Below are 24,885 nucleotides of genomic sequence, written 5' to 3'. Positions count from 1 at the left end.
GGCTCAGTGATTGCGGCCGCAGCCCGGCAACGGCTGCCGGATTGTGGCGGCAGGTCGGCGACAGCCCCTGGATTTGTGGTGGCAGGGCCGACATCGGTTGCCGGATTGGGGCCGTCGGTCGGCGACGACACCGTGATTGTGGCCACCGGGCGGCGACGGCTTCCGGATTTGTGACCGGGCGATGCGGAACGGCGACGGCCCCGGATTTGTGGCGGATCACCCCAGGGGCATCCCCGGATCACCCCCGGATCACCCCGGAACGGCTGCGGATCACGGATTTGTGGCCGGTCACCCGCAGAACGGCAACGGCTCCGTATCGTCGTTCCGGACAAGTATCGTTCTGGGGAATCCGTGCCGCGCGGAACTCGCCGTGATAGTGGGCGGCGGCCCGGACGGATTTCCACGAGCACTTTCCCGGGCCGGCGGTCACTTTCGGCGCGCCCGGGTTGGCGGTTACTTTCGGCGCGCCTGGGCGGGCGGTCACTTTCGGCGCGCGTACCCGCGGATGTTCAGACGGCCAGCGGCTCGGCGTTGCGCAGCCACGCCAGCACCTCGGTCGGCCCCAGCGGGCTCGAGAACAGGTACCCCTGCCCCAGCGGGCACCCCATGTGCCGCAGCACGTCCCGGTGCTGCTCCGTCTCGATGCCCTCCGCCACCACCGTCAGGCCCAGCGACTGGGCCAGGCTCACGATCCCGCTGACCAGCGCCAGCGGCTGCGGGCTGGTGACCATGTCGTCGATGAACGTCTTGTCTATCTTGATGACGTTGATCGGGCGCTGGCGCAGGTAGCTCAGTGACGAATAGCCGGTGCCGAAGTCGTCGATGGCGATCCGGATGCCCATGTCGCGCAGGGTGGCCAGATCGGTCCAGATCCGCTCGTCGTCCTTGACCAGCAGCGTCTCGGTGATCTCCAGCATCAGGGCCTGCGGCGGCACCGCGTACTGGGCCAGTGCACCCCGTACCTGGTCCACGAATCCGGCTTCCCGGAACTGCCGGACCGACACGTTGACGCTGACGTACGGCGCCGTCCCGGGCGGCAGGATCCGCTGCCATCCGGCGAGGGTCCGCAGCGACTCCTCGAGTACCCAGCGCCCCATCGGGATGATCAGGCCGCTCTCCTCGGCGACCTCGATGAACTGGTCCGGCGTGATGATGCCCTCGCGGGGGTGCTGCCAGCGGACCAGCGCCTCGAAGCCGACCGCCGCTCCCGAGCCGAGATCCACGATCGGCTGGTAGTGCAGCAGGAAGTGGCCCTCGTTGACGGCGTGGTCGAGTGCCGACCGCAGTTCCAGCCGGGCCACCATCTCGTTGTGCAGGTGCGCCTGGTAGCGCCGCCACTGGTTCTTCCCGGCACCCTTGGCCACGTACAGCGCCAGGTCGGCCTGGCGCAGCAGCTCGTCGGCGTCGTTGGCCTCCGGTGTCGTGGTGATGCCGATGCTCGCGACCGCGTACAGCGGTTTCGCATCGGTGACGACCGGTTCGGCGAGGGCGGCCAGGATCCGGTTGGCGGTCTCCTCGACGGCGCCCGGGTCGTTGACGTTCTCCACCAGGGCGGCGAACTCGTCGCCGCCGAGCCGGGCCGCGGTGTCGTCGGCCCGCAGCGATCCGGCGATCCGGTGGGCGACCTCGATGAGCAGCTGGTCGCCGACGGCGTGCCCCAGGGTGTCGTTCACGATCTTGAAGTCGTCCAGGTCGATGAAGAGCACGCCGACCACCGAACCGTCGCGGGCGCTGCGGGCCAGGGCGTGCTTGAGCCGGTCGGTGAAGAGCACCCGGTTCGCCAGGCCGGTCATCGCGTCGTGGAAGGCCTGGTGGGTCAGTTCGCGTTCCAGGTTCCGCTGCTTGGTGACGTCACGCATGGTGATGACCAGGCCGGACACCGTCGGTTCGGCGCGCAGGTCGCGGCAGTGCATCTCCAGCAGGGCGTCGGCGCCGTGCGCGCGGAAGTCCAGTTCCTGCATCACCTGCTCGCCCTCGCGGACGGCGGCCAGCACCTCGGCGAGGCGCCCCCGCTCGTCCGGGTGGATCACCTCGGGCAGCCGGATACCGCTCGGGTCGTTGCCGAAGACGCCGACCGCGGACGGGCTGGCGTACTGGATCCGGTCCTCCTCGTCCAGGATCGTGATCACGTCGGCGGTGTTCTGGATCAGCGTGCGGAAGTACGTCTCACTGTTGCGCCGGGCCACCTCGTGCCCGAGGGCGATCCGTTCCAGGGCCAGCGCGACCTGGCCGGCCAGCACCTCCACCGACTGTTGCAGAGCCAGCAGCGCCCAGGTCGGCGCGCCCACGTGCAGGACGCCGACCAGCGGGTCACCGGTCGGCCGGTCCTTGAGCACCAGCGGGCAGCGCAGCGTCTTGGTGAACTGGGTCAGGCGTACCGCCACCGCCCAGTCCACGTCCCGGGTGGTGACCAGGCGGGCGGCGGTGCCGGTGGCCCGGTCCACCGCGGACTGGGCCGCGCCCTCCGGGGACGGCGGCTCCACCTGGGCGATGGCGATCGCCAGCACGACACCGTGCGGGACGTCCCCGGGGAGCAACTGGGCCACCGCGGTGCGTACCGCCAGACCCACGCCCTCGTTGTCGACGGCCGAGACCAGGGCGGCGGAGGCCCCGCGCAGGGCCCGTTCGCGGGCCAGCGCCTGCCGGTGACTCGTCATGATCCCGGCCATCCGGGCCAGCACCAGCAGCAGCATCAGCATGCTGAGCGCGGCCACGCCGGTGAGGCCGCCGGCCGCGGTGTCCCGGTACATCTTGACGACCAGCACCGCCGGGGCGGCCAGCGCGGCGAGCCCGAGCAGGGCCAGCCGGGACCGGCTGTCCTCGGCGGCCGGCTCCTGCGCGGCCCGGGTCAGTTCGGCCATCGTCGGGAGCAGCGCGGCCAGGCCGGCGGTCAGGTAGACGGCGAGGTGCCCGTACAGCGGCGAACCGGCCACGTCCGAGACCAGCAGGACCAGGGTGCCGGTGCCGAGCCAGTGCCCGGGGGCGACCAGCCGGCCGGGCATGGTGGCCAGCCGGATCAGCAGGCCCAGGCAGAGCAGGTCGGCCAGTGGCATCGCCAGGTCGGCCCAGTTGAGGCCGGCGTCGACCATCCGCGGGCCGACGACGAACGTCCAGATCATCAGGGCCACGCCGGACGTGACGGTGAGCGCGTCCAGCAGACCGGCCCGGTCCCGGGCGGCGTTGGTGCGCCGGTGCACGAAGGTGGCCAGGGCCAGCGCCAGCAGCGGGTAGGAGAGCAGCAGCGCCCCACTGCCCACCGGCACCAGCCACGTCATCCGGGTGGTCAGCCAGGGCGGGGCGTCGACGGCCGCGCCGCCGGTCGCGGAGAGGGCCATCGAGCCGGCGAGCACCCACCACGGGATGCGGTCGTCGGGCCGTCCGGCGCGCATGCCGACGATCACGGCGGCGACCGCGGCGATGCCGGCGATCAGGCGTACCGCGCTCTGCCACGCCTCCTCACGCCCGAGCGTCAGGGAGAGCGCCAGCATGCCGGCGCCGAAGAGGGCAGCGGGCCACCGTGTCGGCACTCCTGCCCCCTCCCGAAGAACCCCGATGACGGGCTGATCGGCCCGCCCGGCGTGTGACTGAGCGAAACCGGCACAATCGGGAGGTGCATTTGGAGTTCGTCCACGCCCATACCGTGCCGTCACCGGTTCCCTTCGTTCCCGAGGTCACCCTCCATCAGGCCGCGGAGCCGATCGCGCTCTGGGAGGCGACCGAGGCGGGCGGCGCGTCGCAGCCGCCCCCGTTCTGGGCGTTCGCCTGGGCGGGTGGTCAGGCGCTGGCGCGGCACGTGCTCGACGATCCGGACCTGGTGGCCGGGCGCAGCGTGCTCGATCTGGCGACCGGCTCCGGTCTGGTCGCGGTCGCCGCCGCCCTCGCCGGGGCGCGGCCGGTCACCGCCAACGACATCGACCCTCTCTCGCTGGCTGCCGCTCAGGCCAATGCGCAGATCAACGGGGTACGCGTAGAAGCCGTCGAAGAGGACCTTCTGGACACGGACGAGCAGTTCGGGGTGGTGCTCGCCGGTGACGTGTTCTACAGCCGGGAGATGGCCGGACGGGTGCTGCCGTTCCTGCGCCGGGCGGCCGGGCGTGGCTCGCTGGTGCTGGTCGGCGATCCGGGGCGGGCGTACCTGCCGGAGGGCCTGATCGAGCGTGCCGTCTACGACGTGCCGGTCAACGAGGAGCTGGAGAGCGTGGCGATCCGGCGCACCACGGTCTGGCAGGTCGTCGCCGCTCGGTGACCCGGCGGGAGTGCGGGCGGGCATGAGCCGGCGGCCTGGGACGGCCGGGAGGTGACTCCTGGCCGGTCGCGTCGGGTCACGGGACTCCCGCCCCGCTCGTACGAGACAGGGGGTGTCAGGAAGTCGCCCGGAGTGCGGTGAGCAGGGTGTGGCCGTCGGTGACCTCGAGGTCGGGGGCGGGCCAGGCGGCGGGGTCCTCGGCGTCGGTGCGGGCGGAGCGCATCAGGACGGCGTGCCCGGCGTCGGCGCGGCGGGCGCAGAGGATGTCGCGGCGGCGGCTGTCGCCGACGAACCAGCAGTTCGCGGGGGAGACGCCGAGGAAGTCCGTGGCGTTCCAGATCATCTGCGGGTTGGGTTTGCGGACGCCCGCCTCGTCGCTGTAGACCTGAATGCCGAAATATCGGGACAAGCCTGCTTTGTCGAGGAAGTCGCGGTGCGCGGCACCGGCCAGCGTGTTACTGACCACGGCCATCGGAATGTCCGCGCCGGCCAGGAATTCCAGCACGTCCGGAATGCCCGGCCGCACCACCCAGTCCTGCCAGGCCCAGTCGTAGCTGAGACGGGCGATGGACGTCCGGATCCACGCCTGCGCCGGCGCAGGCCAGTCGTGGATCACGAACTGTTCCCAGACCTCCGCCTGCGGCATCTCGTCCGGATGATCCTCGTCACGCCACCGCGCGTAGGCCGCCGCGCCCTCGGCGAACGACCGCTGGATCCGGCCCGGCGCGAGCGTGCCCTTGATCAGGTTGTAGACCCGCAGGACCAGCTCCGGCGGTGCGGACCGGCCGGTCGGCGCGGCGTCGGCCAGCACGCCGCCGAAATCCAGGAGCACCGCCTCCGGACGCGCGGACATCAGCGCTGACCGAGGGTCCAGGCACGCACCCCGCCGACGATTCCCGCAGTGTTCGGCACCACCACCACATCGTCGCCCATCCGGGCCAGCTGCGCGGGCGTGATCAGGCGGGAGTTGCCACCGCCGAGGTAGACCCGGTCCCACATGAAGACCGGCCGCAGACCCTCGATCACGTTGCGGACCCGGCGTGACCAGAGCGCGTCCCCGAGCCGCCGGCGCTCGTGCTCACCGATGTAGGTGTCGTAGGACATCCCCCAGCGGATCGGCGCCTGCGACATCTCCAGGTGCGGCGCCAGCTCGCCGCCGTCGAACAACGCGCAGCCCAGCCCGGTCCCCAGGGTCAGCACCAGCTCGCAGCCGGTGCCCGCGACCACCCCCGCGCCGTGCACCTCGGCGTCGTTGAGCACCAGGGTGGGCAGGCCGAACGCGTCGGCCAGGGCGGTCCGCGCGTCGAACCCGGTCCACGCGTCCACCAGCTCCGGGTCGACCTTGGTCCGGGGTCCGCTGCGGGTCACGTAGTGCGGGGTCGCCACCACCACACCGTGCCGGATCATGCCGGGCATCCCGACCGTCACCCGGTCCGGTTTCGGCAACTGCTCGCCGAGGCCGACGAGCGTCTTCACAAAAAGCTCAGGGGGAAGCGGGTACGGCGTCGGGACCCGGATCGGATGCGCCCGCATCGTGCCGGCCTCGTCCAGCACCGAGCCCTTGATACCGCCGCCGCCGCAATCGATCGTCAGGGTGAAAGCCACGCCGCCAGTCTGCATGACCTCATCCTGCCTCCTCCGCCCAGACGCGCCAGTTGTCGAGTACGCCATGCAGCGCGGGCGTCAGCCACCCCGGAGCGGACCGCCGGAAGACCCCCGGATCCATCGACCCGGCACCCGACGGCAGGGCTCCGACCAGGTGCGGGACCAGCTCGCCGAGGTTCGCCCAGTGCACCAGCTCGGGCTCGTGCGGCCAGGCGCCGAGGATCACCTTGGCGGTCACCCCGCGCCGGTTCAGCGCCTCCAGGGTCAGGGCGGTGTGGTTCAGGGTGCCGAGACCGGCCCGCGCGACGACGAGCATGCCGGAACCCAGCGTGGTGGCCAGGTCGGCGAACGTCCACGGCTCGCCGGACGGGCGCAGGCCCATCGGGACCAGCAGGCCGCCGGCCCCCTCGACCAGGACCAGATCGTGCTTGTCGGCCTCGGCGCGAACCGCGTCGACGACGTCGAAGAGATCGAGCGGAGGGAGATCGGCGACCTTGGCGGCGGCGAGCGGGGCGAGCGGCTCGGGGTACTCGGCGAGGGTGCGCACGGTCTCCGGCCCGGCCAGCCGGGTGATCACGTCGGCATCGGTGGGCGCGCCGGTCGCCGTCCCCGTCTGACCGGGTTTGATCACGGCGACGCGAAGCCCGGCCTGCTGGGCGGCAGCCGCCACGGCGGCGGTCGCGACGGTCTTGCCGACCTCGGTGTCGGTGCCGGTGACCAGCACGATCCCATGCCATTCGCCGAGGTCCGGCCGGGCGCCGCGAGCCTGTGGCCCCGGTGCCGGAGTCGCTTGCGGCTCCTTCGGGGGTACGGGCGGAGCCTCCGTCCCCGGACTCCCGCCGTGCGACGGCAGCGGATCGGGTTCCCGGCGCTCGGCGGTGACGGTCGGCAGGCCGTGCCCACCGCTGCGGATCAACAGGGGACGGGGATGGGGGACGTCGGCGGTCACGGTGCGCACTCCACGATCACGTTCAGGGCCCGGGCGAAGTCCGCCTCGGGGACACCGGCGTTCACCGTCAGACGCAGCCGGGAGCTGCCGTCCGGTGTCGACGGTGGACGGAAACAACCGACCGCGACGCCGCGGTCCCGGCAGTCGGCGGCCCAGGACAGGGCGGCCTCCGGACCCGGCGCGGGCACCGACAGCACCCCGGCGGCCGGATCGGTGGCGGGCAGCCCGGCGTCGCGCAGCCGGGCGGCGATCCGGGCGCCGCGCTCGAACAGCAGCGCCCGCCGGTCACCGGCGTCCCGGGCCACCTCGACGGCGGCGAGCACCCCGGCCACCACGGCCGGCGCAGGGGCGGTGTCGTAGATGAAGCTGCGACCGGTGTCGACCAGATGCCGGACCAGCGCCCGCGGGCCGGCGACCACACCACCGGCGCCGCCGAGCGCCTTGGAGAGCGTGGCGGTGACCACCACGTCCGGCATTCCGGCCAGGCCGGCGGCGGCGACACCACCGGCACCGGATTCGCCGAGCAGGCCGATCGCGTGCGCGTCGTCCACGATCAGCAGGGCGCCGCGGGCCGACGTCACCCGGTGCAGCTCGGCGAGCGGGGCCAGATCGCCGTCGACCGAGAACACCGACTCGGTGACCACCGCGGCCCGCCCCGGATGCGCGTCCAGCAGGGCGGCGACCGCCTGCGGATCGTTGTGCGGCGCGACCTTCACCGGCAGTCCGGAGATCTTGCAGCCGTCGATCAGCGACGCGTGGTTGTACGCGTCCGAGACGACCAGCTCACAGAGCGGCGCGACGGCCCGGACCACGGCCAGGTTCGCCAGGTAGCCGGAGGAGAAGACCAGCGCGTCCTCGGCGCCCAGCCAGTCCCGCAACGCCGACTCCAGGGCTATGTGGACGTCGGTGGACCCGCGGACCAGCCGGGAACCGGTCGCCCCCAGACCGAAATCGTCGAGCGCCGCACGGGCCGCGCCGAGCACCCGCGGATGCGTGGCGAGCCCCAGGTAGTCGTTGCCGGCGAGGTCGACGACGGCGTCACCGGCGGCCCGCGGGCGCAGCTGACGGGTGAGCCCCGCCTTGGCCCGCTCGTGAGCCAGACGGTCCAGCGCCTCCAACCAGTCCGCCAAGACACCCCCAGAGATCATGAGAAACGGAAACTATCACCCAGCGCCGACAGGTCCACCGACCCGGGAACTCTGTAGGGTACGGGCATGCCAGACATCCTCGACCGGGCGCGGGCCCGAGTCCTGACCGACGGCGCCGGCCTCTCCGAACCGGAGATCCTCGAAGTGCTGAGGCTCCCCGACGAGGACCTTCCCGAGCTGTTGCAGCTGGCACACGACGTCCGGATGACATGGTGCGGCCCCGAGGTCGAGGTCGAGGGCATCGTCTCCCTCAAGACCGGCGGCTGCCCGGAGGACTGCCACTTCTGCTCCCAGTCGGGCCTTTTCGCGTCACCCGTACGGGCCGTGTGGCTGGACATTCCCTCTCTGGTGAAGGCGGCGCAGCAGACCGCCGCGACCGGTGCCAGCGAGTTCTGCATCGTGGCCGCCGTCCGCGGCCCGGACAAGCGGCTGATGGACCAGATGCGCGAGGGCGTGAAGGCCATCAAGGAGGCCGTCGACATCCAGGTCGCGGCCAGCCTCGGCATGCTCACCCAGGACCAGGTCGACGAGCTCGTCGCGATGGGCGTGCACCGTTACAACCACAACCTGGAGACCTGCCGCTCCTACTTCCCGAACGTGGTCACCACCCACTCGTTCGAGGAGCGCTGGGAGACGCTGACCATGGTCCGCGAGTCCGGTATGGAGGTCTGCTGCGGCGGCATCCTCGGCCTCGGCGAGACCGTCGAGCAGCGCGCCGAGTTCGCCGCGCAGCTGGCCGAGCTGGACCCGCACGAGGTCCCGCTGAACTTCCTCAACCCGCGCCCCGGCACGCCCCTGGGCGACCGCCCGGTGGTGGAGGGCAAGGACGCGTTGCGCGCCATCGCCGCGTTCCGCCTGGCCATGCCGAAGACCATCCTGCGGTATGCGGGCGGCCGCGAGATCACCCTCGGCGACCTGGGCACCCGCGAGGGCCTGCTGGGCGGCATCAACGCCGTGATCGTCGGCAACTACCTGACGACGCTGGGCCGCCCGGCGACCGCCGACCTGGAACTCCTGCAGGACCTGAAGATGCCGGTCAAGTCCCTGTCCTCGACCTTCTGATGTTCTGCGACCGCTGCGGCCTGCCCGCGACCGACGGCGACCACACGGCGTGCGCGGCGGCCCGCGAGCTGGAGCCGCCGCGTTTCTGCCCGTCGTGCCGCCGCCGGATGAAGGTCCAGGTGATCCCGACCGGCTGGACGGCCACCTGCGTGGAGCACGGCCTTCGCGAGGGCTGACCGGCGCGGTCGCCGGCCGGCCGGATCAGCGGGTGGGGGACTCGTTCGTGGCCGGGTGTGTGGCCGTCGGCAGGGTGGCGCTGATCAGCGCGCCGTCCCGCTCGATGTGGGCCGTGCCCAAGCGGCGCACCGTGTGCAGCATCGCCGTGTTGTCGGCGGTGGTGTGGGTGACCACAGCGGACAGACCCGACCGCCCGGCCCACGCGTGCAGCCGCCGCAGCAGGGCCGTGCCCAGGCCGCGGCGCTGCCAGCCGTCTTCGACCAGCAATGCCGCCTCGCCCAGGTCGCCCTCGACGGTCAGGGTCGCCATCGCGACCACCGCGCCGCCGGGTGCCGTCGCCAGCAGGGTCACGCCGCCGGAGGGTTCCAGCAGACGGCGCATCCGGGCCTCGGTGGGCAACCCGCCCAGGTAACGGCGGCCGAGAGCGGTCGGCGAGCACTCCTCGTGCAGTTCGCGGACCGCCGGCAGGTCGTCCGGGACGGCGGGGCGCAGGGTCAGCTCGGTGCCGTCCGGCAGGAGCATGCTGACGCTCTCGCGGTGCTGGCGGTGCAGCCGGCCCGCGATCTCGACCAGCGCCTGGGCCCGTGCGTACTCCGCCGGAGTGAAGCTCGGCAGCGCGCGCAACACCTCGTAGGAACCGCCGGACTCCTCGGACAGTGTCATCCGGCAGCCCTGGAAGCCGGGCAGGTCCGCGGCGTGCTGCGGGCGCCAGCGGACGTCGGTCGCGTCGAGCAGCGCGGCCAGGGTCTCGCCGAGGGAGTCGGGTTCGTGGACCAGCCGGCCGGCCAGGGCCAGCGCCCGGGTCGGCTGGTCGGCCAGACCCTGTGCTTCTGCTCTGGTCACGAACGCGTCCCGGCCGCGGCCCTTGGCGACCGCGGCCAGCAGGTCGGACTCGGTGAGGGAGTCCGGCGCGTCGACCAGGAAGTCGTCGATCGCGCCGGCCTCGGTGGTGTGCACCTGGACAGCCAGGATGTTCACCGACCGCAGAGCCAGGCTCGCGGTGAGAACGGAGAGGTAACCGGGACGGTCGTCGACCGTGGCTCTGACTCGCCACAACGCCATGCGGGGCACTCCTTTCCTCCAACCTCAAGAGTGCACCCTCGTTGTTGCACGGCGATTGCCTGAGCAGCGATTACGGCGTTACAGCGATCACACTGCCGGCGGAGTCCAGCCGGTCGCCGAGGATCTCGGCGGCGGCGCGGACGATCTGGGCGACCCGGTCGACCTCGGTGATGTGGAAGGCGGCGGCGGGCAGGTCGTCCTCGTCGGTGCGGGCGACGACCATGACCAGTCCGGCCCGGCCGAACGGGGCCACCGCGTACCGCGGTCCGCCCGGCTCGATCAGGGGACGGGCCCGCAGCGGGGTCACCTCGGGCAGGTGCAGCGGGGACGGGGCGCGCCAGCTCGCGTACACCACGCCGGGTTCGCTGCCGACGCCGTTGGCGCCGCTGCGCGCGGCCCAGTCGGCCGGGACGACCGCGGCGGCGGCCCAGTCGGCGGCCAGCAGGCCGGGCATGGCGTCGACGAGGGTGGCGAGGCCGTCGGCGGGGTTCGCGGCGACCTGGGCGAGGAGTTCGGCGTCGTGGCCGCCGTTGACCGGTGCCCCTATCGCCTTCCACACCCCGTCCACCTGGACGCCGGGTATCGCGGCGAGACCGGCGAGGAGCCGTTCCACGCGGGAGGCGCCGGGCCAGACGACGGTGAAGTCGTCGACGGCGCGTCCGCCGAGCCGTTCCAGCACCACGACCTGGACGATGTCGGCGCCGGCCACCCCGAGGGTGCGCGCGACCTGCCCCAGGGCGCCGGGACGGTCCGGCAGGGTGACTCTGACCCGCAGCAACATGTAACTCCTCCCGTCGCGGACGGCCGGTGGCGCCGTCCCCGGTGAACAGCCTCCCCAACTGCGGTTTCGGACCCGTTGCGCCGCCGTGTCCCGACAGTCAAGCAGCAGGAATTCGCCCGAATATCGCAACTCAGAGTAGGCGGCCGGAAGTCTATCGACAGGGATCCGAGTGGGTAGTGTCGAGGGATGATCTGCCAGGAATGCCGGAACCGCCGGCATGAGGAGTGCCGTGGCGGTTCGTGGTGCGACTGCCAGCACCGCAAGCCGGAGCCGACGCCGCCGGTCACCGGCCCACCCGGCCCGTGACGGCGACCCCGGAGTGGCCGGCCACGCGGGACGGGCTGATCGCGCTCTATCCGCGGATGCCGGAGCCCACCTTGCGGGTGAATTTCATCGCCGGTGTGGACGGCGCCCTGACCGTCGACGGGTTGTCGGCCGGCCTGCAGGGGCCCGGTGACAAGGAGATCTTCGACGGGTTGCGGACCGTCTGCGACGCGCTGATCGTCGGGGCGGGCACGATCCGGGCGGAGAACTACGACGCTCTGCGCCTGACGCCCGAGGCGCGGGCCTGGCGGACCGCCCACGGTCTGCCCGAGTTCCCGCTGATGGTGATCGTGTCCCGTTCGCTGAACCTTGATCCGGGGCAGCTGGTCTTCGCCGACGCGCCGGTCCCGCCGATCGTGGTGACCCGGCCCGGCGTGGACGCCGCGCACCTGAAGGGGGTCGCCGAGGTGGTCGACGACGTGGACCTGGCCGGGATGGTCACGATGTTGCGCGACCGGGGCGCCGCTCAGCTTCTCTGTGAGGGCGGCCCGTCGCTGTTCGGCGATCTGATCGCCGCCGATCTGGTCGACGAGCTCTGCCTGACCGTCTCGCCGTTGCTGGCCGGTGGCTCGGCGGGCCGGATCGCGCACGGGCCGGACGGTCCGGCGCGGCGGATGGCGCTGCGTCACGTGCTCATCCGCGAGGACATGCTTTTCCTGCGGTACGCCCGAAAGTTCCGTACTGGTCGATTTCCTGACCCGCGCGCCTCCACCTGCTGATCAAGATCTTGTGCATAACTCTGTGGATGGACCCCACAGCTTGTGGACAACCGATGCCGCGGGCATTGTGTCGTACCTCTGAGGCACCATGATCGACGTGTCTGACGAAAATTCCCCCGTCGGCCGGGTGCTCGGTACTGCCGACGCGACCCCGCTGCAGTTCTGGACGGCCGTGAACCCCGGCAGCTACCTGCAGCTCGACGACGTCGTCGTGACCCGCCGCGACCTGCCGGACCGCGAACCGGTGACGATCGCCGGCGTGGTCACCCAGGTCCGGGCCCGCCACGAGGGCGCCCAGTTCGACTCGGACGTCTTCGCCATCGCCGACGGCACCCTCCCGGCCATGGTCCAGGAGGCAGCCGAGATCACCACCACCCGGGTCGACCCGGAGCTCTACGTGCCGCCCGCCCCCGGAGCCGTCGTGCACCGCGCGACCGGCGAGGCCCGGGACGCCGCGTTGCACTTCGACCGGATGGAACGCCGGGTCCCGATGGGCACCGGCCGCGACGGCGTGCCGGTCTTCCTCAACGCCGACTTCCTGGACGGCACCCGCGGCGCGCACGTCTCCATCTCCGGCATCTCCGGCGTGGCGACCAAGACCAGTTTCGCCACGTTCCTGCTCTACTCGGTGTTCCGCTCCGGCCAGCTGGGCGCCGACGGCACCAACGCCCGTGCGCTGATCTTCAACGTGAAGGGCGAGGACCTGCTCTTCCTCGACCACCCCAACACCAAACTGAACGCCGAGACCGAGAAGGCGTACGCGCTGCTCGGCCTGCCCGCCGCGCCGTTCCCGGACGTCCGGGTCTACGCACCGCCGCGTCCCGGCGACTCGTCCGGTTCACCGGACGTGAGCAGCAGACTGACCGGGGTCGACGCCTTCTACTGGACGCTCGCCGAGTTCTGCGAGATGAAACTCCTGCCGTACGTGTTCGCCGACGCCGACGACGAGCGCCAGCAGTACACGATGATCGTGCACTCGGTGACCGCCCACCTGAACCGGTACGCGGTCCCCGCCGAGGGTGGCATCAGCATCGACGGCAAGCGTCTCGGGTCGTACCAGGACCTGGTCGACCACGTCGTCGAGCAGCTCACCGACGACGACACCCGGTCGACCTGGGCCGGCAGCGCGGTCAACATGGGCACGGTCAACGCCTTCGCCCGCCGTCTGATCGGCAGCAAGCGGGACCTGTCCCGGCTGATCCGCGGTGACCTGGCGCAGCGCCGGCCGCACCAGATCAAGACCGCGGACAGCGCCCAGGTGACCGTGGTCGACCTGCACAACCTGCCGGACCGGGCGCAGCGGTTCGTGGTCGGTGTGACGCTCAAGAGCGAGTTCGAGGAGAAGGAGAAGTCCGGCACCGGGCGCCCGCTGCTCTTCGTCGTGCTCGACGAGCTCAACAAGTACGCCCCGCGCGAGGGCTCCTCCCCGATCAAGGAGGTGCTGCTGGACATCGCCGAGCGCGGCCGGTCGCTGGGCGTGATCCTGATCGGCGCGCAGCAGACCGCCAGCGAGGTGGAACGCCGGATCGTCACCAACTCGGCGATCCGGGTGGTCGGCCGGCTCGACCCGGCCGAGGCGTCCCGCCCGGAGTACGGCTTCCTGCCACCGGCGATGCGGCAGCGCGCGTTGCTGGCCCGTCCGGGCACCATGTTCGTCAACCAGCCGGACATCCCGGTGCCGCTCTGTGTCGAGTTCCCCTTCCCGGCCTGGGCCACCCGCAAGTCGGAGTCGGGCCCGCCCCCGGCCGACACCCTGCGGTCGATCGTTCAGGGCGCCGACCCGTTCGCGGTGATCGGTGGCCGGGGCGGGGCGGACGACGACATTCCCTTCTAGGTCTCGGACTAGGGTTCAGCGATGCGCATCCTGCACACCTCCGACTGGCATGTCGGGAAGGTTCTCAAGGGCCGAAGCCGCTTCGAGGAGCACACCCGTGTCCTCGCGCAGGTGATCGAGATAGCCCAGGCGGAACGCCCGGACCTGGTGATCGTCGCGGGCGACCTCTACGACACCGCGGCCCCGACCGCGGACGCGACGCGGCTGGTCACCCGGGCTCTGTCCGCGCTACGCAAGACCGGTGCGCGGGTGGTGGCGATCGGCGGCAACCACGACAACGGCCAGGCCCTGGACGCGTTGCGCCCGTGGGCCGACGCGGCCGGCATCGAACTGCGCGGCGCGTTCCGGGAGAACCCGGAGGACCTGCTGATCGAGGGGACCACCGAGGGCGGGGAGCGCTGGCGGCTGGTGGCCCTGCCGTTCCTGTCCCAGCGGTACGCGATCCGGGCCGCCGAGATGTACGAGTTGACCGCCGCCGAGGCGAACCAGACGTACGCGGACCTGATCGCCCGCCTGATCGCCAAGTTGAGCGCGTCGTTCGCCGAGCCGGGCGCGGTCAACCTGCTCACCGCGCACCTGACCATCGTCGGGGCATCCGCCGGCGGCGGCGAGCGGGAGGCGCACACCATCATGGGGTACGCGGTCCCGGCCACCGTCTTCCCGCCGAACGCCCACTACGTCGCCCTCGGGCACCTGCACCGTTCGCAGCAGGTGATCTCGCCGGCCCCGACGCGCTACTCCGGCAGTCCGCTCGCCGTCGACTTCGGGGAGGAGGAGAACGTCAGCTCGGTCGCGATCATCGACGTCTCCACCGAGCAGGCCGCCCGGGTCCGTGACGTGCCGGTGACCTCGGCCCGGACCCTGCGGACCGTCCGCGGCACCCTGGAACAGCTGGCGACGGTGAACCTTCCGGATGCCTGGTTGCGTGTCCTGGTCCGGGAGACGCCGCGACCGGGTCTCCGCGAGGACGTGCAGGAGCTGCTGCCGAACGCGCTCGAGGTGCGCATCGATCCGGACATGCTGCCGGACCGGGCGGGCGAGCGGACGGCGCAGCGGGCCGGCCGGTCCCCGCGGGAGCTCTTCGGCGACTACCTGGACAGTCGCGGGAACGCCGAGGAGGGCGTCCGCGAGCTCTTCGACGCGCTGTACGACGAGGTGAGCAGCAACCAATGAGGCCTCTGAGGCTCGACATGGCCGGCTTCACGGTGTTCCGCGACCAGACCACCGTGGATTTCACCGATGCCGACTACTTCGCCCTGGTCGGTCCGACCGGTTCGGGCAAGTCGACCGTCCTGGACGCGATCTGTTTCGCCCTGTACGGCACGGTCCCGCGGTGGGGTGGCGCGCGGGGCATCGTCAACGCGTTGGCCCCGTCGGCCGCCGAGGCCCGGGTCCGGCTGGTCTTCGAGTCGGCCGGCGACCGTTATGTGGCGACCCGGGTGGTCCGCCGCGACGGCCGGGGCAACGTGAAGACCGCGGGTGCGGGCCTGCAGCTGATGCCGGCCGGGTTCGACGTGACGAAACTCGACACCGGCATGGACCTGGCCGACCTGGGTGAGGCACTGGCCGGCACCCCGGCCGAGATGGAACAGGCCGTGCTGGACGCGGTCGGCCTGCCCTACGAGCAGTTCACCAGTTGTGTGGTGCTGCCGCAGGGCCAGTTCGCGGACTTCCTGCACGCGAAACCGGCGACCCGGCAGCAGATCCTGGTCAACCTGCTCGGCCTGCACATCTACGAGGACGTGCAGGCGAAGGCGACCGACCGCAGCCGCGCGGCGGAGGCGAAGCTGAGCGTGGTGGAGCAGCGTCTCGAGTCGCTCTCCGACGCCACCGACGAGGCGGTCGCTGAGGCGGCCGGCCGGCTGGAGCGGATGCGGGAGCTGGCCGGCGCGGTGGAGTCCGCGGTGCCGGGGCTCCGGTCGGCGCGACAGGCCGAGTCGGAGGCCGCCGGGCACCGGAACGCGGTGGACGCCGAGCTGGCGGCGCTGTCGTCGGTGCGTACCCCGTTGGGGGTGAGTGAGGCGACCGGGGCGGTGACCGCCGCTCGGGAGGCCGCCGGCGTGGCGGCGCAGCGGGTGCACGAGGCCGAGGAGGCCGAGGAGAAGGTCCGCGGTGAGCTGGCCGCGGCCGGTGATCCCGGTGCGCTGCGGCTGGCGCTGGACCGGCGCACCGAGTTGCAGCGGCTGGTCGAGCAGGAGGAGTGGTTCGCCGGCAAGGTGCAGGTCGCCGAGGTGGAGCACCACGACGCCGCGGCCGCCGCCGAGTTCGCCCACGGCCACCACCTGGGCGCCCAGCAGTTGCTCGAGCAGGCCCGCGAGCAGTACCGGGAGGCGCAGCAGCAGGACCAGGCGGCGGCGCTGCGCGAGCACCTGGTGGCCGGCCACGACTGCCCGGTCTGTGAGCAGCGGGTCGACGAGGTGCCGCCGGTGCCGCCCGGTTCGGCGGTCGAGGTGGCCAAGGTGGCCGGCCAGGTGGCCCGCGCCGAGGCCGACACCGCGGAGAAGCGCTGGAAGGAGCGCGACGCGGTGGCCCGTAACGTCGCGCACGACCTGGAACGCAAGCGCGGCCAGTACGAGCATCACCTGTCCCGGCTGGCCGAGGTGCGGGCCGCGGTGGCGGTGCTGCCGAGCGCCGAGGCGTTGCAGCAGCGGCTGGCCGAGTTCGGCGAACTGCAGCGCAAGCTGGAGAGCGCGACCGCCGGGGTGCGGGCCGCCCGCGAGGGGCACCACCAGGCGCAGGCGGTGGTCAAGGCCGCGGAGGATCAGCAGCGTACGTCGTGGCGCACGTTCGACGAGGCCCGTGACGGGCTGGCCCGTTTCGTGCCGCCGCCGGCCGACCGGGACGACCTGGCCGGGGCCTGGGCGGCCCTGGTGGCGTGGGCGCGTGACGAGCACGGCAAACGGCTGGGCGCCCGGTCCGAGGCGGAGGCCGCGGTGGCCACCGCCCGGCAGGCGACGCAGCGGGCCCACGCCGCGATCACCGGGATGTTCACCGATGCCGGTCTGGCGGTGCCGCAGGCCGCTCCGGGCGCCGACGCGGAGTCCACGCTGATCCGTTCGGCCGCGGTCGCCGCCGAGCGGGCCGAGGCCTTCTGGCAGCGTCTCGTGGAGCGGCGCGGGCAGCACCGGCACGCGGCCGAGCAGCGGGACGGCCTGCAGCGCGAGGGCCGGGTGGCCAAGTCGCTGGCCGGGCACCTGCGGGCCAACAACTTCGAGCGCTGGCTTCTCGAGGAGGCGCTCGACCTGCTGGTCGACGGCGCGTCCGGGATCATGCGGGAGCTGACCGGCGGGCAGTACGAGTTGATGCACGACAAGGGCGAGTTCTTCGTCGTCGACCACCACGACGCGGGTCTGCGGCGCGGGGTGCGCACGCTCTCCGGCGGCGAGACGTTCCAGGCGTCGCTGGCGCTGGCCCTGGCGCTCTCCGAGCAGCTGGCCGGGATGAGCACCACGGCGGCCAGCCTGGAGTCGATCGTGCTGGACGAGGGTTTCGGCACCCTGGACGCGACCACGCTGGACGTGGTGGCGGCGACGCTGGAGAACCTGGCGGCCCGGGGCGACCGGATGGTCGGTCTGGTCACGCACGTACAGGGGCTGGCCGAACGGGTGCCGGTCCGGTTCGAGGTGCACAAGGACGCGCGGACCGCACACGTCGAAAGGGTCGGTTTGTGACCAGGATGTTCGTCGACGCATGGGATCCCTCGTACGGCTCGTCGTACGAGGGTGCTGACGGTGGGGACGGCCCGGCGGCGTCGAGCAGCGCCCAGGTGGACGTGAACGTGGAGGTGCCGGCCGCCGAGTGGGCGCCGGTCGACGTGTCCGCGTCGGCCCGGGTGCCGGATGTGGTGTTCCTGGTCGACGGGGTACGCCGTAACGACGCCGGGTTGTGGACCGACGAGGAGGACGGTTCGTCGTATGCCGGGCTGGCCGCCTCGTACGCCGCCGGTGTGGTCCGGTGCGACCTGGCGAACGGTGTCGCGGAGCTGGCCGGTGCCCGGGTGGCCCGGGGTCTGTTCACGGCGAGCCCGTCGGCGACCGACGTGCAGGCCGGATCGGTCCGCTACGAGGTGCACCGGATCACCGGTGCCGGGGAGGCCAGCAAGCTTCCGGCGGCCGTCCAGGGCCCGCTGACGGCGCTGGAGATCGACATCTCGTCGGCGGCGCGGGACGGCGGTTCGGACGGCGCGGACCTGCTGATCGTGGACGGGCCGTTGCGGAACCGGCGGCAGCTGCCCCGCACGATCGGCTACGTGAAGACGCATCAGAAGCACTACCTGCCGGCCGCGCAGGAGGCGGTGGTGCCGCGGTTGCGTCCGGGGCAGCGCACCCCGGTGTTCCAGATCGGCACGGTGTGGGGCGGCTGGTCGTGGTACCTGCGGCTGCCGGGTTCGTCCGGAGCGCCCTGGTCCGGTGTCGTCCGGGTGGAGTGTTCGCCGGATCTGACCCCGGATCAGGCGATCGAACTGGCCGAGGTGTCCGGGGTCACACTGCCCCGGTTCGCGTCCTCGGCCTACAAGGATCCGCGGGCGCCACAGAACCTGATGCCGATCGCCGGTCTGGAGCGGCGGCTGCGGAGCATGCTGGGCGACGCCCGGGTGCTGCACCGGGCTCTGGCGCTGGCCACGGTCCGCACACGCTGAGTCCGGGACGGGTGTGCACGATCCCACAACGTGGCCGCCCGTCCCAGAACTTGATCTTCACTCCCGTGTCGTGGGACACGTGCGGGACTCGTGACGAAACCTCGCATGATCATACGGAAAGTGATCAAGTGTCCGGCCGTCATCGGCGCCGGGTGCCGCACAGGAATGCACAGGTGAGCCCGTCACCTGGGTGATCAGAAATGGGAGCGCTCCCGGAAAGCCGTTCCACTAAAGGATCCGAGAGTTGAGCGAGCGTCACCCGAACGGTTCGGCGACCCGGCCCTTCACCACTAAATACGCGGTGATGTCGACGCTACGGAATCGCTCGTTCACGCTGCGAGATCATGCTCTCCCGCCTCCGGGAGAATTATTCTCCCAGCCATGTCTAGGGTCGGATGTCACTGAGTATTATTCCGGCTTACCTGGCGTCCGAATCGGCGTAGATCAATACAGAGCGTGATCCGCGACCGGTACGCCTTCACGATCACGATCGCAGCGGAGGACCGTTGAGACCGAGTGTCCCGGAAAATCTCGAGCCGGCTTTGATCCCGGCGGGACCCCCCAGCCGTACTAAGGGCGACGGGGAAAGGTCCGGGCGGAGGTATCGATGCATGCGGTGGCCGAGTATCGGCTCGCGCCGGAGAGGGTGCGTGTGATGGCACGGCAACACTCCGGTGGAAGCAGGTGGCAGGCTCTCGACGGCGGGCGTGAATCCCGCGACGAGGGCACGACGATTCCGCGGCAGAACCAGCCGCGGCACGGCGCCACTCCGCCAAAGGAAGCGAGTCACGAGGACACGCTGGTCAAGCTGCTCTACGAAGAGCACGCGGGACCGCTGCTGATGTTCGTGCTGCGACTGACCGGTGGAGACCGGCAGCGTGCCGAGGACATCGTGCAGGAGACGCTCCTCCGGGCCTGGCGCAACGCGCACCGTCTGGGAGCACAGGGCCAGCAGTCGCTGCGCCCGTGGCTGGTCACCGTGGCCCGCCGCATCGCGATCGACGAGCACCGTAGTGCCAACGCGCGGCCCGCCGAGACGTACGATCGGGAGCTGGAGAGCTTCCCCACGACGTCCGACGAGACCGACAAGGTGCTGCAGTCGATGACGGTCTCCGATGCGCTCCGACAGCTGAGCCATTCGCACCGGGAGATCCTGATCGAGACCTACTTCCGCGGCCGGACCGTCCCCGAGGCGGCCGAGGCGCTCAACCTGCCGCTCGGCACGGCGAAGTCGCGGGTCTACTACGCGCTGCGCGCTCTGCGTACGGCGCTCCAGCAGCGGGGGGTGACGGGATGACGCAGGAGGACCACTACGACGTCGCGTCGTATGCCCTCGGCATCCTGGACGACCGTGACGCGGCCCGTTTCGAGGACCATCTGATCGACTGCGCCCAGTGCGCGTACGAGCTCGAGTCCTTCGTCCAGGTCGCCGACGTGCTGTCGACGGTCGACCCGGAGGCTCTGATCGAGGCCGAGCGCTCCGAGCGTGACGGCGTCGTGCTGCACAAGATGCTGCAGGAGGTCGGCACCGAGCGGAAACACGCCAACAGCCGGCGTCTCTACTCGCTGGCCGCCGCCGTGGTCATCTTCGCGATGCTGTCGATCGGCGCGCTCTTCGTCGGCCAGCAGATGGGCGGCGACGAGAAGGCCCCGGAGACCGGCGCCGCGGGTGCCAACGGCACCAGCAGCAGCACCCTCGACCCGCTTCCCGGCGGGGAGAACGGCCCTGCCATCGGTGGCACCGCGCTGCCCGGCAAGACGTTCAGCGGCACCGACGCGCGGACCAACGTGTCCCTCGCGGTGGGCCTGGAGGAGAAGGACTGGGGCACCCAGGTGTCCTTCGCCGTCTCCGGCATCGCCGGTCCGAAGGAGTGCGGCCTGTTCGTGGTCGGCACCAACGGTGTCGCCGAGCAGATCGCCACGTGGACCATCGGCGAGAAGGGCTGGGGCACCGCGGAGAACCCGGAGGCGCTCGTCCTGCAGGGTGTCACCAAGACCCCGCGGTCGGAGATCGCGCACGTCCAGCTCCAGGAGCTCGAGGACAACGGCAGCGCCGGGGAGACCCTCGTTCGCCTTCCGTGACCGTCCGCTCACAGAAAGGCCCGATCGCCATGGCGATCGGGCCTTTTCCGTGTCGTGGGTCCTCTTAATACGGACCGGGCGTCCACAGGGTTCAACCAAAAATTCTCTAATTTGATCGAGCCGAATGTTCAACCGTCCCGAACCCGTCTCCGTACTACAGCCCGGAAATGGCGGAGCCATTAAACCCGGGAGGGGCCAGCAGTGGTACCGGAGAAGCGGAAGTTGACGGTCGTCGGCGCGGGGATTGCGGCGGTGTTCGTTCTGGGCGCCTGCGCTCCGGCCGGATACGGGTCGGACACGGGTACGGCGGACTACGGCAACGCGGCCGAGCCGGCCTCCAACGACGTCGCGGCCACACCTGGCGCCGAGGCGACGGGCGAGCCGGCGGCGGAGTCCACCGAGGAGCCTGCCCCCGCCGATGAGGCGAACACGCCGGAGATCAGCGATGAGCTGGCCACCACCGAGTTGACCGCCAAGAAGGTCGCCCAGATGGGTTCGACCGTGCAGGACGAGGACGGCTGGGTCCTCTACCGGTTCGACGACGACGAGGACGACCCGGCGAAGTCGAACTGCAACGACACCTGCGCCAAGATCTGGCCGGCCGCTCTGACCAACGACGGCGAGCCGAAGCTCACGGGCGTCGACTCCAAGCTGGTCGGCACGGTGACCCGGGCGGACGGCACCAAGCAGCTGACCCTCAAGGGCTGGCCGCTCTACCGCTACATCGGCGACAAGAAGCCGGGGCAGTGGAAGGGCCAGAACGTCAGCGGCAAGTGGTTCGTGATCACGCCCACCGGTACCAAGAACCTGACCTGCCTGCCCAAGGTCTCCAAGCCCGTCGCGCCGCCGGCGGACGCCGCTGACGACGAGGCGTCGGACGACTCCGGCAGCGACTACAGCTACTGATCCCCTGACCTTTCCCATACCTGGCCCGGCACACCGAGGCAGCGGACTTTGGAGGACGACATGAAGGCCCGCCGTACCCCCCGATGGCTGGTCGGCACGGTTGCGCTCGCTCTGGCGTTCATGGTGACGCCGGCCGGCGTCGCCCACGCCGAGGACGAGGTTCCCGTTCCCCCGAACACTGGGCTGACCGATACGGGTCAGGGTCCGGTGAGCGATGCGGACAAGGACTTCGTCATCAAGGTCCGTCTCGCGGGCCTGTGGGAGATCCCGGCCGGCAACATCGTGGCCGAGGGTTCCGACAACCCGACCGTCGTCAACATCGGCAAGAGCATCGCCGCGCAGCACGTCGCGCTCGACAACCTCGACCGTGCGGTGGCGAAGAAGCTCGGCATCATGCTGCCGAACGAGCCGAACGACGACCAGAAGGGGTGGATCTCCGAAATGGAGAACGCCGCCACCCCGACCCAGCTCGACCAGATCTTCATCGACCGTCTCCGCGCCGCGCATGGCAAGATCTTCCCGGCCATCGGCACGATCCGCGCGTCGACGCGAAACGACAGCGTCCGGCTGCTTGCGCAGCAGGCCAACCAGTTCGTCATGACGCACATGACGCTCCTGGAGAGCAGCGGCATCGTCGACTACTCGGGGCTGCCCACGGCCCCGGCACCGGCCGCCCCCGCGGGGCAGGGTCCGGTCCCGATCGACAACCAGATGCTCGCTGCGGCCTCACAGGGCACCGGCCAGCCGGGGCTCAGCAACACCGTCATTCTGCTCGTCCTCGCCGCCGCCCTGGTGGTCGGGGTCATCACGACCATGCGCATCTTCCGCGCGCGGTAGGTATCACATCGCCCACGGCGACAAGAGGCGACAAGAAGGGTGTCACCCATGCGAAGGTCCAGTTACCGGCGCGCCAGCTCTCCGAAGTGGTTCAGCGGTCGTAACCGCATCATCGCGGTTGCTGCCACGCTGGTGGCGTTCGGCGGCATCGTGACTGTCACTCAGGTCTCGAACGCCAGCACCGACGCTCCACAGACGAAGGCTCTGGCGGCCTGCGACGACTTGAGTGCTCCCACCAAGAGCAAGTTGTCGACGGAAACCCGTAAGGGTACGTACACCACCAACAACGGCAAGGTCACGCAGCATGCCGACGACGGCGCCGGCGACGTGGCGACCGCCGCTGAGCTGCGCACGCGTTGCCGCAACTGGGTGATGAACAACGTCTCCAACGACGAGACCGAGGCCACCACCACCGCCCGCCGTGGCAACAACGGCCGCGGCAACGGCGGCAACAACGGTGGCGGCAACAACAACGGTGGGAACAACAACAACGGCGGCAACAACAACGGCGGTAACAACGGTGGTGGCGAGGCCAGCGCCGAGCCGTCCGTCGAGCCGTCCGAGGCGACCGGTGAGGACGGCGCCGACAACGGCGGCGACAACGCCGGCGGCGACCAGAACAACGGTGGCGACAACGCCGGTGGCGACAACGCCGGTGGCGACAACGCCGGCGGGGACAATGCCGGCGGGGACAACGGTGGCGACGCGGGCGACGACGGCGACGACGGCGGAGCGGTCGTCACGCCTCCTCCGGGCGCCGGCCTGGGTGTTCTGACCAACACCTGTGACACCAGCCAGCTGCCCCCGCACGACGGTTTCCAGAACGGCAACCGGTGCGTCTCCACCGAGTTCGGTGAGGTCGGTGCGGCCGCCAACAACTCGACGCTGCTGATCACCAACGCGCCGCGTCAGGTCAACCGGAACCAGGCCTTCACCATCCAGGTCAGCACCCGGAACCTGATCCGTGACCGCTTCCTCGCGGCCGGCCAGGGTGGTTACTACGTGGAGAGCTCGGTGCTGCAGAACGGCATCGTCCGCGGCCACTTCCACACCGCCTGCCGGATCCTGGACAGCAACAACGCTGCTCCCGCCCCGGACCCGGTGCCGGCGTTCTTCGTCGCGACCGAGGACAACCAGGGTGGTGCCCAGCCGGACACCGTCAACATCCAGGTGCCGGGTCTCGCGCAGGCCGGCAACTTCCAGTGCTCCTCCTGGGCTGGTGACGGCTCGCACCGTATCCCGATGATGGAGCGCGCCAACCAGACGCCCGCCTTCGACTCGGTCCGGGTCCGCGTCCGCTGACGCTGATCCCCACCGATCGGTTGCACCTCTGATACGCGGAGCAGCTGCCGTTCGCCGGGGCTGAACCGGACCGGGTTACCGCGACCCGGTCCGGGACCCCCCTTCGATCCCGGCGACCGTCCTTCCCCCTGCCGGACGGGAACACGGCAGGCGCCCGGCCACCACCGGGCGGGCTCCGCACCGGATGACCGGACCTTTCTCGGGTGTCCGGTCACCGCCCGATGGCCCTGACCCCGGAGCACGGTCAGGGCCATCGGCTTGCCCGGACGTCGGTGCCCGGTGACGGGGATCGGTGGCATAGTGGCGCGGTGACCGTGACCCGCCGGCTGACGCCACCCGAGCGTTACCAGTTCAGCGCGTCACTGCGGCCGCTGCTGGTGCCGAAACACGACCCGTGCGGACGGTTCGCCGACGGCGAGTTCGCGCTCGCGGCGCGTACCCCCGATGGACCGGCGGCGTTGCACCTGGCCCGCGCCGCGGGGGATCTCGTCGCCACCGGCCACGGACCGGGGGCGGGGTGGATCGTCGACCGCGCCGACGCGATCGCCGGACTCCGCGACGACCCGGGTGACTTCGCCGAGCTGGCCGGGCGGCATCCCCTGATCGCACGCCTCTTCCAGACCTTCTCCGGGGTACGCCTGGCGTCGACCGGCCGTGTCTTCCCCCGGCTGCTGCGCGCGATCCTGGAGCAGAAGGTCACCGGCAAGGAGGCGCATCACGCCTACCGGGCCGTCTGCCGCCACTTCGGGGAACCCGCTCCCGGACCCGCGGGCCTGGTGCTCCCGCCTGATCCGGCCGCGGTGGCCGCCTCCGCCTACTGGGTCTTCCACCCGTTCGGTGTCGAGCAGCGCCGGGCCCAGACCCTGATGCGTGCCGCTCAGGTGGCCGGCCGGCTGGAGCGCTGTGCCGATGCGGCGGAGGCGACCGCCCGGCTGATCGCGCTGCCCGGCATCGGCCCGTGGACCGCCGCCGAGACGGTCCGGCACGCGTTCGGCGACCGGGACGCGGTCAGCGTCGGTGACTTCCACATCCCGAACACGGTGGCGTGGGCGCTGGCCGGCGAGGCCCGGGGGACCGACGAGCGGATGCTCGAGTTGCTGGAGCCGTTCCGCGGGCACCGGGGCCGGGTCTGCGACCTGCTGGCCCTGGGTGGCATCACCGCCCCGAAGTTCGGTCCACGGATGCCGGTCCGGTCGTTCGCCCGGTTTTGAC

Annotated in this window: 20 protein-coding genes and 1 pseudogene; 14 read left to right on the top strand and 7 right to left on the bottom strand. The window is 71.3% G+C overall.

All coding sequences use genetic code 11. From position 1 onward, the window contains the following. Positions 1 to 509 precede the first annotated feature (509 nt). On the bottom strand, positions 510 to 3,527 hold the full coding sequence (locus tag WH85_RS18045; protein WP_045743056.1) for a putative bifunctional diguanylate cyclase/phosphodiesterase: 3,018 nt from the start codon (positions 3,525 to 3,527) through the stop codon (positions 510 to 512). 83 nt (positions 3,528 to 3,610) lie between these two features. Between WH85_RS18045 and WH85_RS18040 the strand changes: the two genes are divergently transcribed. Beyond that, a complete protein-coding gene (locus WH85_RS18040) occupies positions 3,611 to 4,246 on the top strand; it encodes a class I SAM-dependent methyltransferase (protein WP_045743114.1) in 636 nt (211 codons plus the stop codon). Positions 4,247 to 4,361: 115 nt separating this feature from the next. Here the strand turns inward: WH85_RS18040 and WH85_RS18035 are convergent, their stop codons facing one another. From WH85_RS18035 to WH85_RS18020, 4 genes are all read right to left on the bottom strand, one after another. Next, positions 4,362 to 5,099 carry an HAD family hydrolase gene (locus WH85_RS18035; RefSeq protein WP_045743055.1) on the bottom strand — a complete coding sequence of 246 codons (738 nt, stop codon included), beginning with the start codon at positions 5,097 to 5,099 and terminating at the stop codon, positions 4,362 to 4,364. After that, positions 5,099 to 5,851: an ROK family protein gene (locus WH85_RS18030; RefSeq protein ID WP_157411070.1), complete on the bottom strand. Its 753-nt coding sequence runs from the start codon at positions 5,849 to 5,851 to the stop codon at positions 5,099 to 5,101. Before WH85_RS18030 ends, WH85_RS18035 begins: the two co-directional genes overlap by 1 nt. A 19-nt stretch (positions 5,852 to 5,870) precedes the next feature. Beyond that, positions 5,871 to 6,578 (bottom strand): dethiobiotin synthase, encoded by a 708-nt coding sequence (gene bioD, locus WH85_RS18025; RefSeq protein WP_045743113.1) that lies wholly within the window; start codon positions 6,576 to 6,578, stop codon positions 5,871 to 5,873. A 218-nt stretch (positions 6,579 to 6,796) separates the two neighbouring features. Next, positions 6,797 to 7,930, bottom strand: a complete 1,134-nt coding sequence (locus tag WH85_RS18020) for an 8-amino-7-oxononanoate synthase (RefSeq protein ID WP_045743053.1) — start codon at positions 7,928 to 7,930, stop codon at positions 6,797 to 6,799. A gap of 84 nt (positions 7,931 to 8,014) precedes the next feature. On the opposite strand from WH85_RS18020, the gene bioB reads away from it, so the two are divergent. Beyond that, complete coding sequence (gene bioB, locus WH85_RS18015) at positions 8,015 to 9,010, top strand: biotin synthase BioB (RefSeq protein WP_045743052.1); 996 nt, start codon at positions 8,015 to 8,017, stop codon at positions 9,008 to 9,010. After that, positions 8,941 to 9,186, top strand: a pseudogene (bsaP, locus tag WH85_RS51625) (biotin synthase auxiliary protein BsaP); the annotation flags it as partial. The gene bioB and the pseudogene bsaP, both read left to right, overlap by 70 nt. Positions 9,187 to 9,211: 25 nt before the next feature. Here the strand turns inward: bsaP and WH85_RS18010 are convergent. Together WH85_RS18010 and WH85_RS18005 are read right to left on the bottom strand one after the other, a co-directional pair. Further along, the gene (locus tag WH85_RS18010) at positions 9,212 to 10,249 is read right to left on the bottom strand and encodes a GNAT family N-acetyltransferase (RefSeq protein WP_045743051.1); all 1,038 of its coding nucleotides are present in this window, start codon (positions 10,247 to 10,249) and stop codon (positions 9,212 to 9,214) included. Between the two features lie 70 nt (positions 10,250 to 10,319). Beyond that, positions 10,320 to 11,030 carry an ACT domain-containing protein gene (locus tag WH85_RS18005; RefSeq protein ID WP_045743050.1) on the bottom strand — a complete coding sequence of 237 codons (711 nt, stop codon included), beginning with the start codon at positions 11,028 to 11,030 and terminating at the stop codon, positions 10,320 to 10,322. A 239-nt stretch (positions 11,031 to 11,269) separates the two neighbouring features. Between WH85_RS18005 and WH85_RS18000 the strand changes: the two genes are divergently transcribed. The 11 genes from WH85_RS18000 to WH85_RS17950 all read left to right on the top strand — a co-directional run bounded on the left by WH85_RS18000 (position 11,270) and on the right by WH85_RS17950 (position 24,884). Beyond that, the gene (locus tag WH85_RS18000; protein ID WP_169792459.1) at positions 11,270 to 12,073 is read left to right on the top strand and encodes a pyrimidine reductase family protein; all 804 of its coding nucleotides are present in this window, start codon (positions 11,270 to 11,272) and stop codon (positions 12,071 to 12,073) included. Between the two features lie 88 nt (positions 12,074 to 12,161). Beyond that, a complete protein-coding gene (locus WH85_RS17995) occupies positions 12,162 to 13,907 on the top strand; it encodes an ATP-binding protein (RefSeq protein ID WP_045743049.1) in 1,746 nt (581 codons plus the stop codon). A gap of 21 nt (positions 13,908 to 13,928) precedes the next feature. After that, positions 13,929 to 15,080, top strand: coding sequence for an exonuclease SbcCD subunit D (locus WH85_RS17990; protein ID WP_045743048.1), 1,152 nt, complete (start codon positions 13,929 to 13,931; stop codon positions 15,078 to 15,080). Next, complete coding sequence (locus tag WH85_RS17985) at positions 15,077 to 17,578, top strand: AAA family ATPase (protein ID WP_045743047.1); 2,502 nt, start codon at positions 15,077 to 15,079, stop codon at positions 17,576 to 17,578. Before WH85_RS17990 ends, WH85_RS17985 begins: the two co-directional genes overlap by 4 nt. After that, positions 17,575 to 18,546 (top strand): hypothetical protein, encoded by a 972-nt coding sequence (locus tag WH85_RS17980; RefSeq protein WP_083449074.1) that lies wholly within the window; start codon positions 17,575 to 17,577, stop codon positions 18,544 to 18,546. The genes WH85_RS17985 and WH85_RS17980 overlap by 4 nt, the downstream gene beginning before the upstream one ends. A gap of 607 nt (positions 18,547 to 19,153) precedes the next feature. Further along, complete coding sequence (locus WH85_RS17975; protein ID WP_045743045.1) at positions 19,154 to 19,843, top strand: sigma-70 family RNA polymerase sigma factor; 690 nt, start codon at positions 19,154 to 19,156, stop codon at positions 19,841 to 19,843. Further along, a complete protein-coding gene (locus tag WH85_RS17970) occupies positions 19,840 to 20,628 on the top strand; it encodes a zf-HC2 domain-containing protein (protein ID WP_045743044.1) in 789 nt (262 codons plus the stop codon). Before WH85_RS17975 ends, WH85_RS17970 begins: the two co-directional genes overlap by 4 nt. Positions 20,629 to 20,850: 222 nt before the next feature. Next, entirely contained in the window at positions 20,851 to 21,534 is a 684-nt protein-coding gene (locus WH85_RS17965) for a hypothetical protein (RefSeq protein ID WP_245673988.1), read from the top strand. Positions 21,535 to 21,594: 60 nt separating this feature from the next. Next, positions 21,595 to 22,371 (top strand): DUF4142 domain-containing protein, encoded by a 777-nt coding sequence (locus tag WH85_RS17960; protein ID WP_045743042.1) that lies wholly within the window; start codon positions 21,595 to 21,597, stop codon positions 22,369 to 22,371. 48 nt (positions 22,372 to 22,419) lie between these two features. Further along, positions 22,420 to 23,673, top strand: a complete 1,254-nt coding sequence (locus tag WH85_RS17955) for a hypothetical protein (protein WP_045743041.1) — start codon at positions 22,420 to 22,422, stop codon at positions 23,671 to 23,673. 314 nt (positions 23,674 to 23,987) lie between these two features. Next, the gene (locus WH85_RS17950; RefSeq protein ID WP_425394651.1) at positions 23,988 to 24,884 is read left to right on the top strand and encodes a DNA-3-methyladenine glycosylase family protein; all 897 of its coding nucleotides are present in this window, start codon (positions 23,988 to 23,990) and stop codon (positions 24,882 to 24,884) included. Position 24,885: the final 1 nt, after the last annotated feature.

Source organism: Actinoplanes rectilineatus, assembly GCF_000962825.1.
In the GTDB taxonomy this organism is placed as follows: domain Bacteria; phylum Actinomycetota; class Actinomycetes; order Mycobacteriales; family Micromonosporaceae; genus Actinoplanes; species Actinoplanes rectilineatus.
Note: the sequence above shows the minus strand (reverse complement) of the source record. Positions and strands in the feature narration are given on the sequence as shown.

Coding starts and splice junctions, on each gene's coding strand:
- WH85_RS18035 (WP_045743055.1), bottom strand. CDS start 5,099: ATGTCCGCGCGTCCGGAGGCGGTGCTCCTGGATTTCGGCGGCGTGCTG.
- bioB (WP_045743052.1), top strand. CDS start 8,015: ATGCCAGACATCCTCGACCGGGCGCGGGCCCGAGTCCTGACCGACGGC.
- WH85_RS18010 (WP_045743051.1), bottom strand. CDS start 10,249: ATGGCGTTGTGGCGAGTCAGAGCCACGGTCGACGACCGTCCCGGTTAC.
- WH85_RS18005 (WP_045743050.1), bottom strand. CDS start 11,030: ATGTTGCTGCGGGTCAGAGTCACCCTGCCGGACCGTCCCGGCGCCCTG.
- WH85_RS17995 (WP_045743049.1), top strand. CDS start 12,162: ATGATCGACGTGTCTGACGAAAATTCCCCCGTCGGCCGGGTGCTCGGT.
- WH85_RS17990 (WP_045743048.1), top strand. CDS start 13,929: ATGCGCATCCTGCACACCTCCGACTGGCATGTCGGGAAGGTTCTCAAG.
- WH85_RS17985 (WP_045743047.1), top strand. CDS start 15,077: ATGAGGCCTCTGAGGCTCGACATGGCCGGCTTCACGGTGTTCCGCGAC.
- WH85_RS17975 (WP_045743045.1), top strand. CDS start 19,154: ATGCATGCGGTGGCCGAGTATCGGCTCGCGCCGGAGAGGGTGCGTGTG.
- WH85_RS17970 (WP_045743044.1), top strand. CDS start 19,840: ATGACGCAGGAGGACCACTACGACGTCGCGTCGTATGCCCTCGGCATC.
- WH85_RS17960 (WP_045743042.1), top strand. CDS start 21,595: ATGAAGGCCCGCCGTACCCCCCGATGGCTGGTCGGCACGGTTGCGCTC.
- WH85_RS17955 (WP_045743041.1), top strand. CDS start 22,420: ATGCGAAGGTCCAGTTACCGGCGCGCCAGCTCTCCGAAGTGGTTCAGC.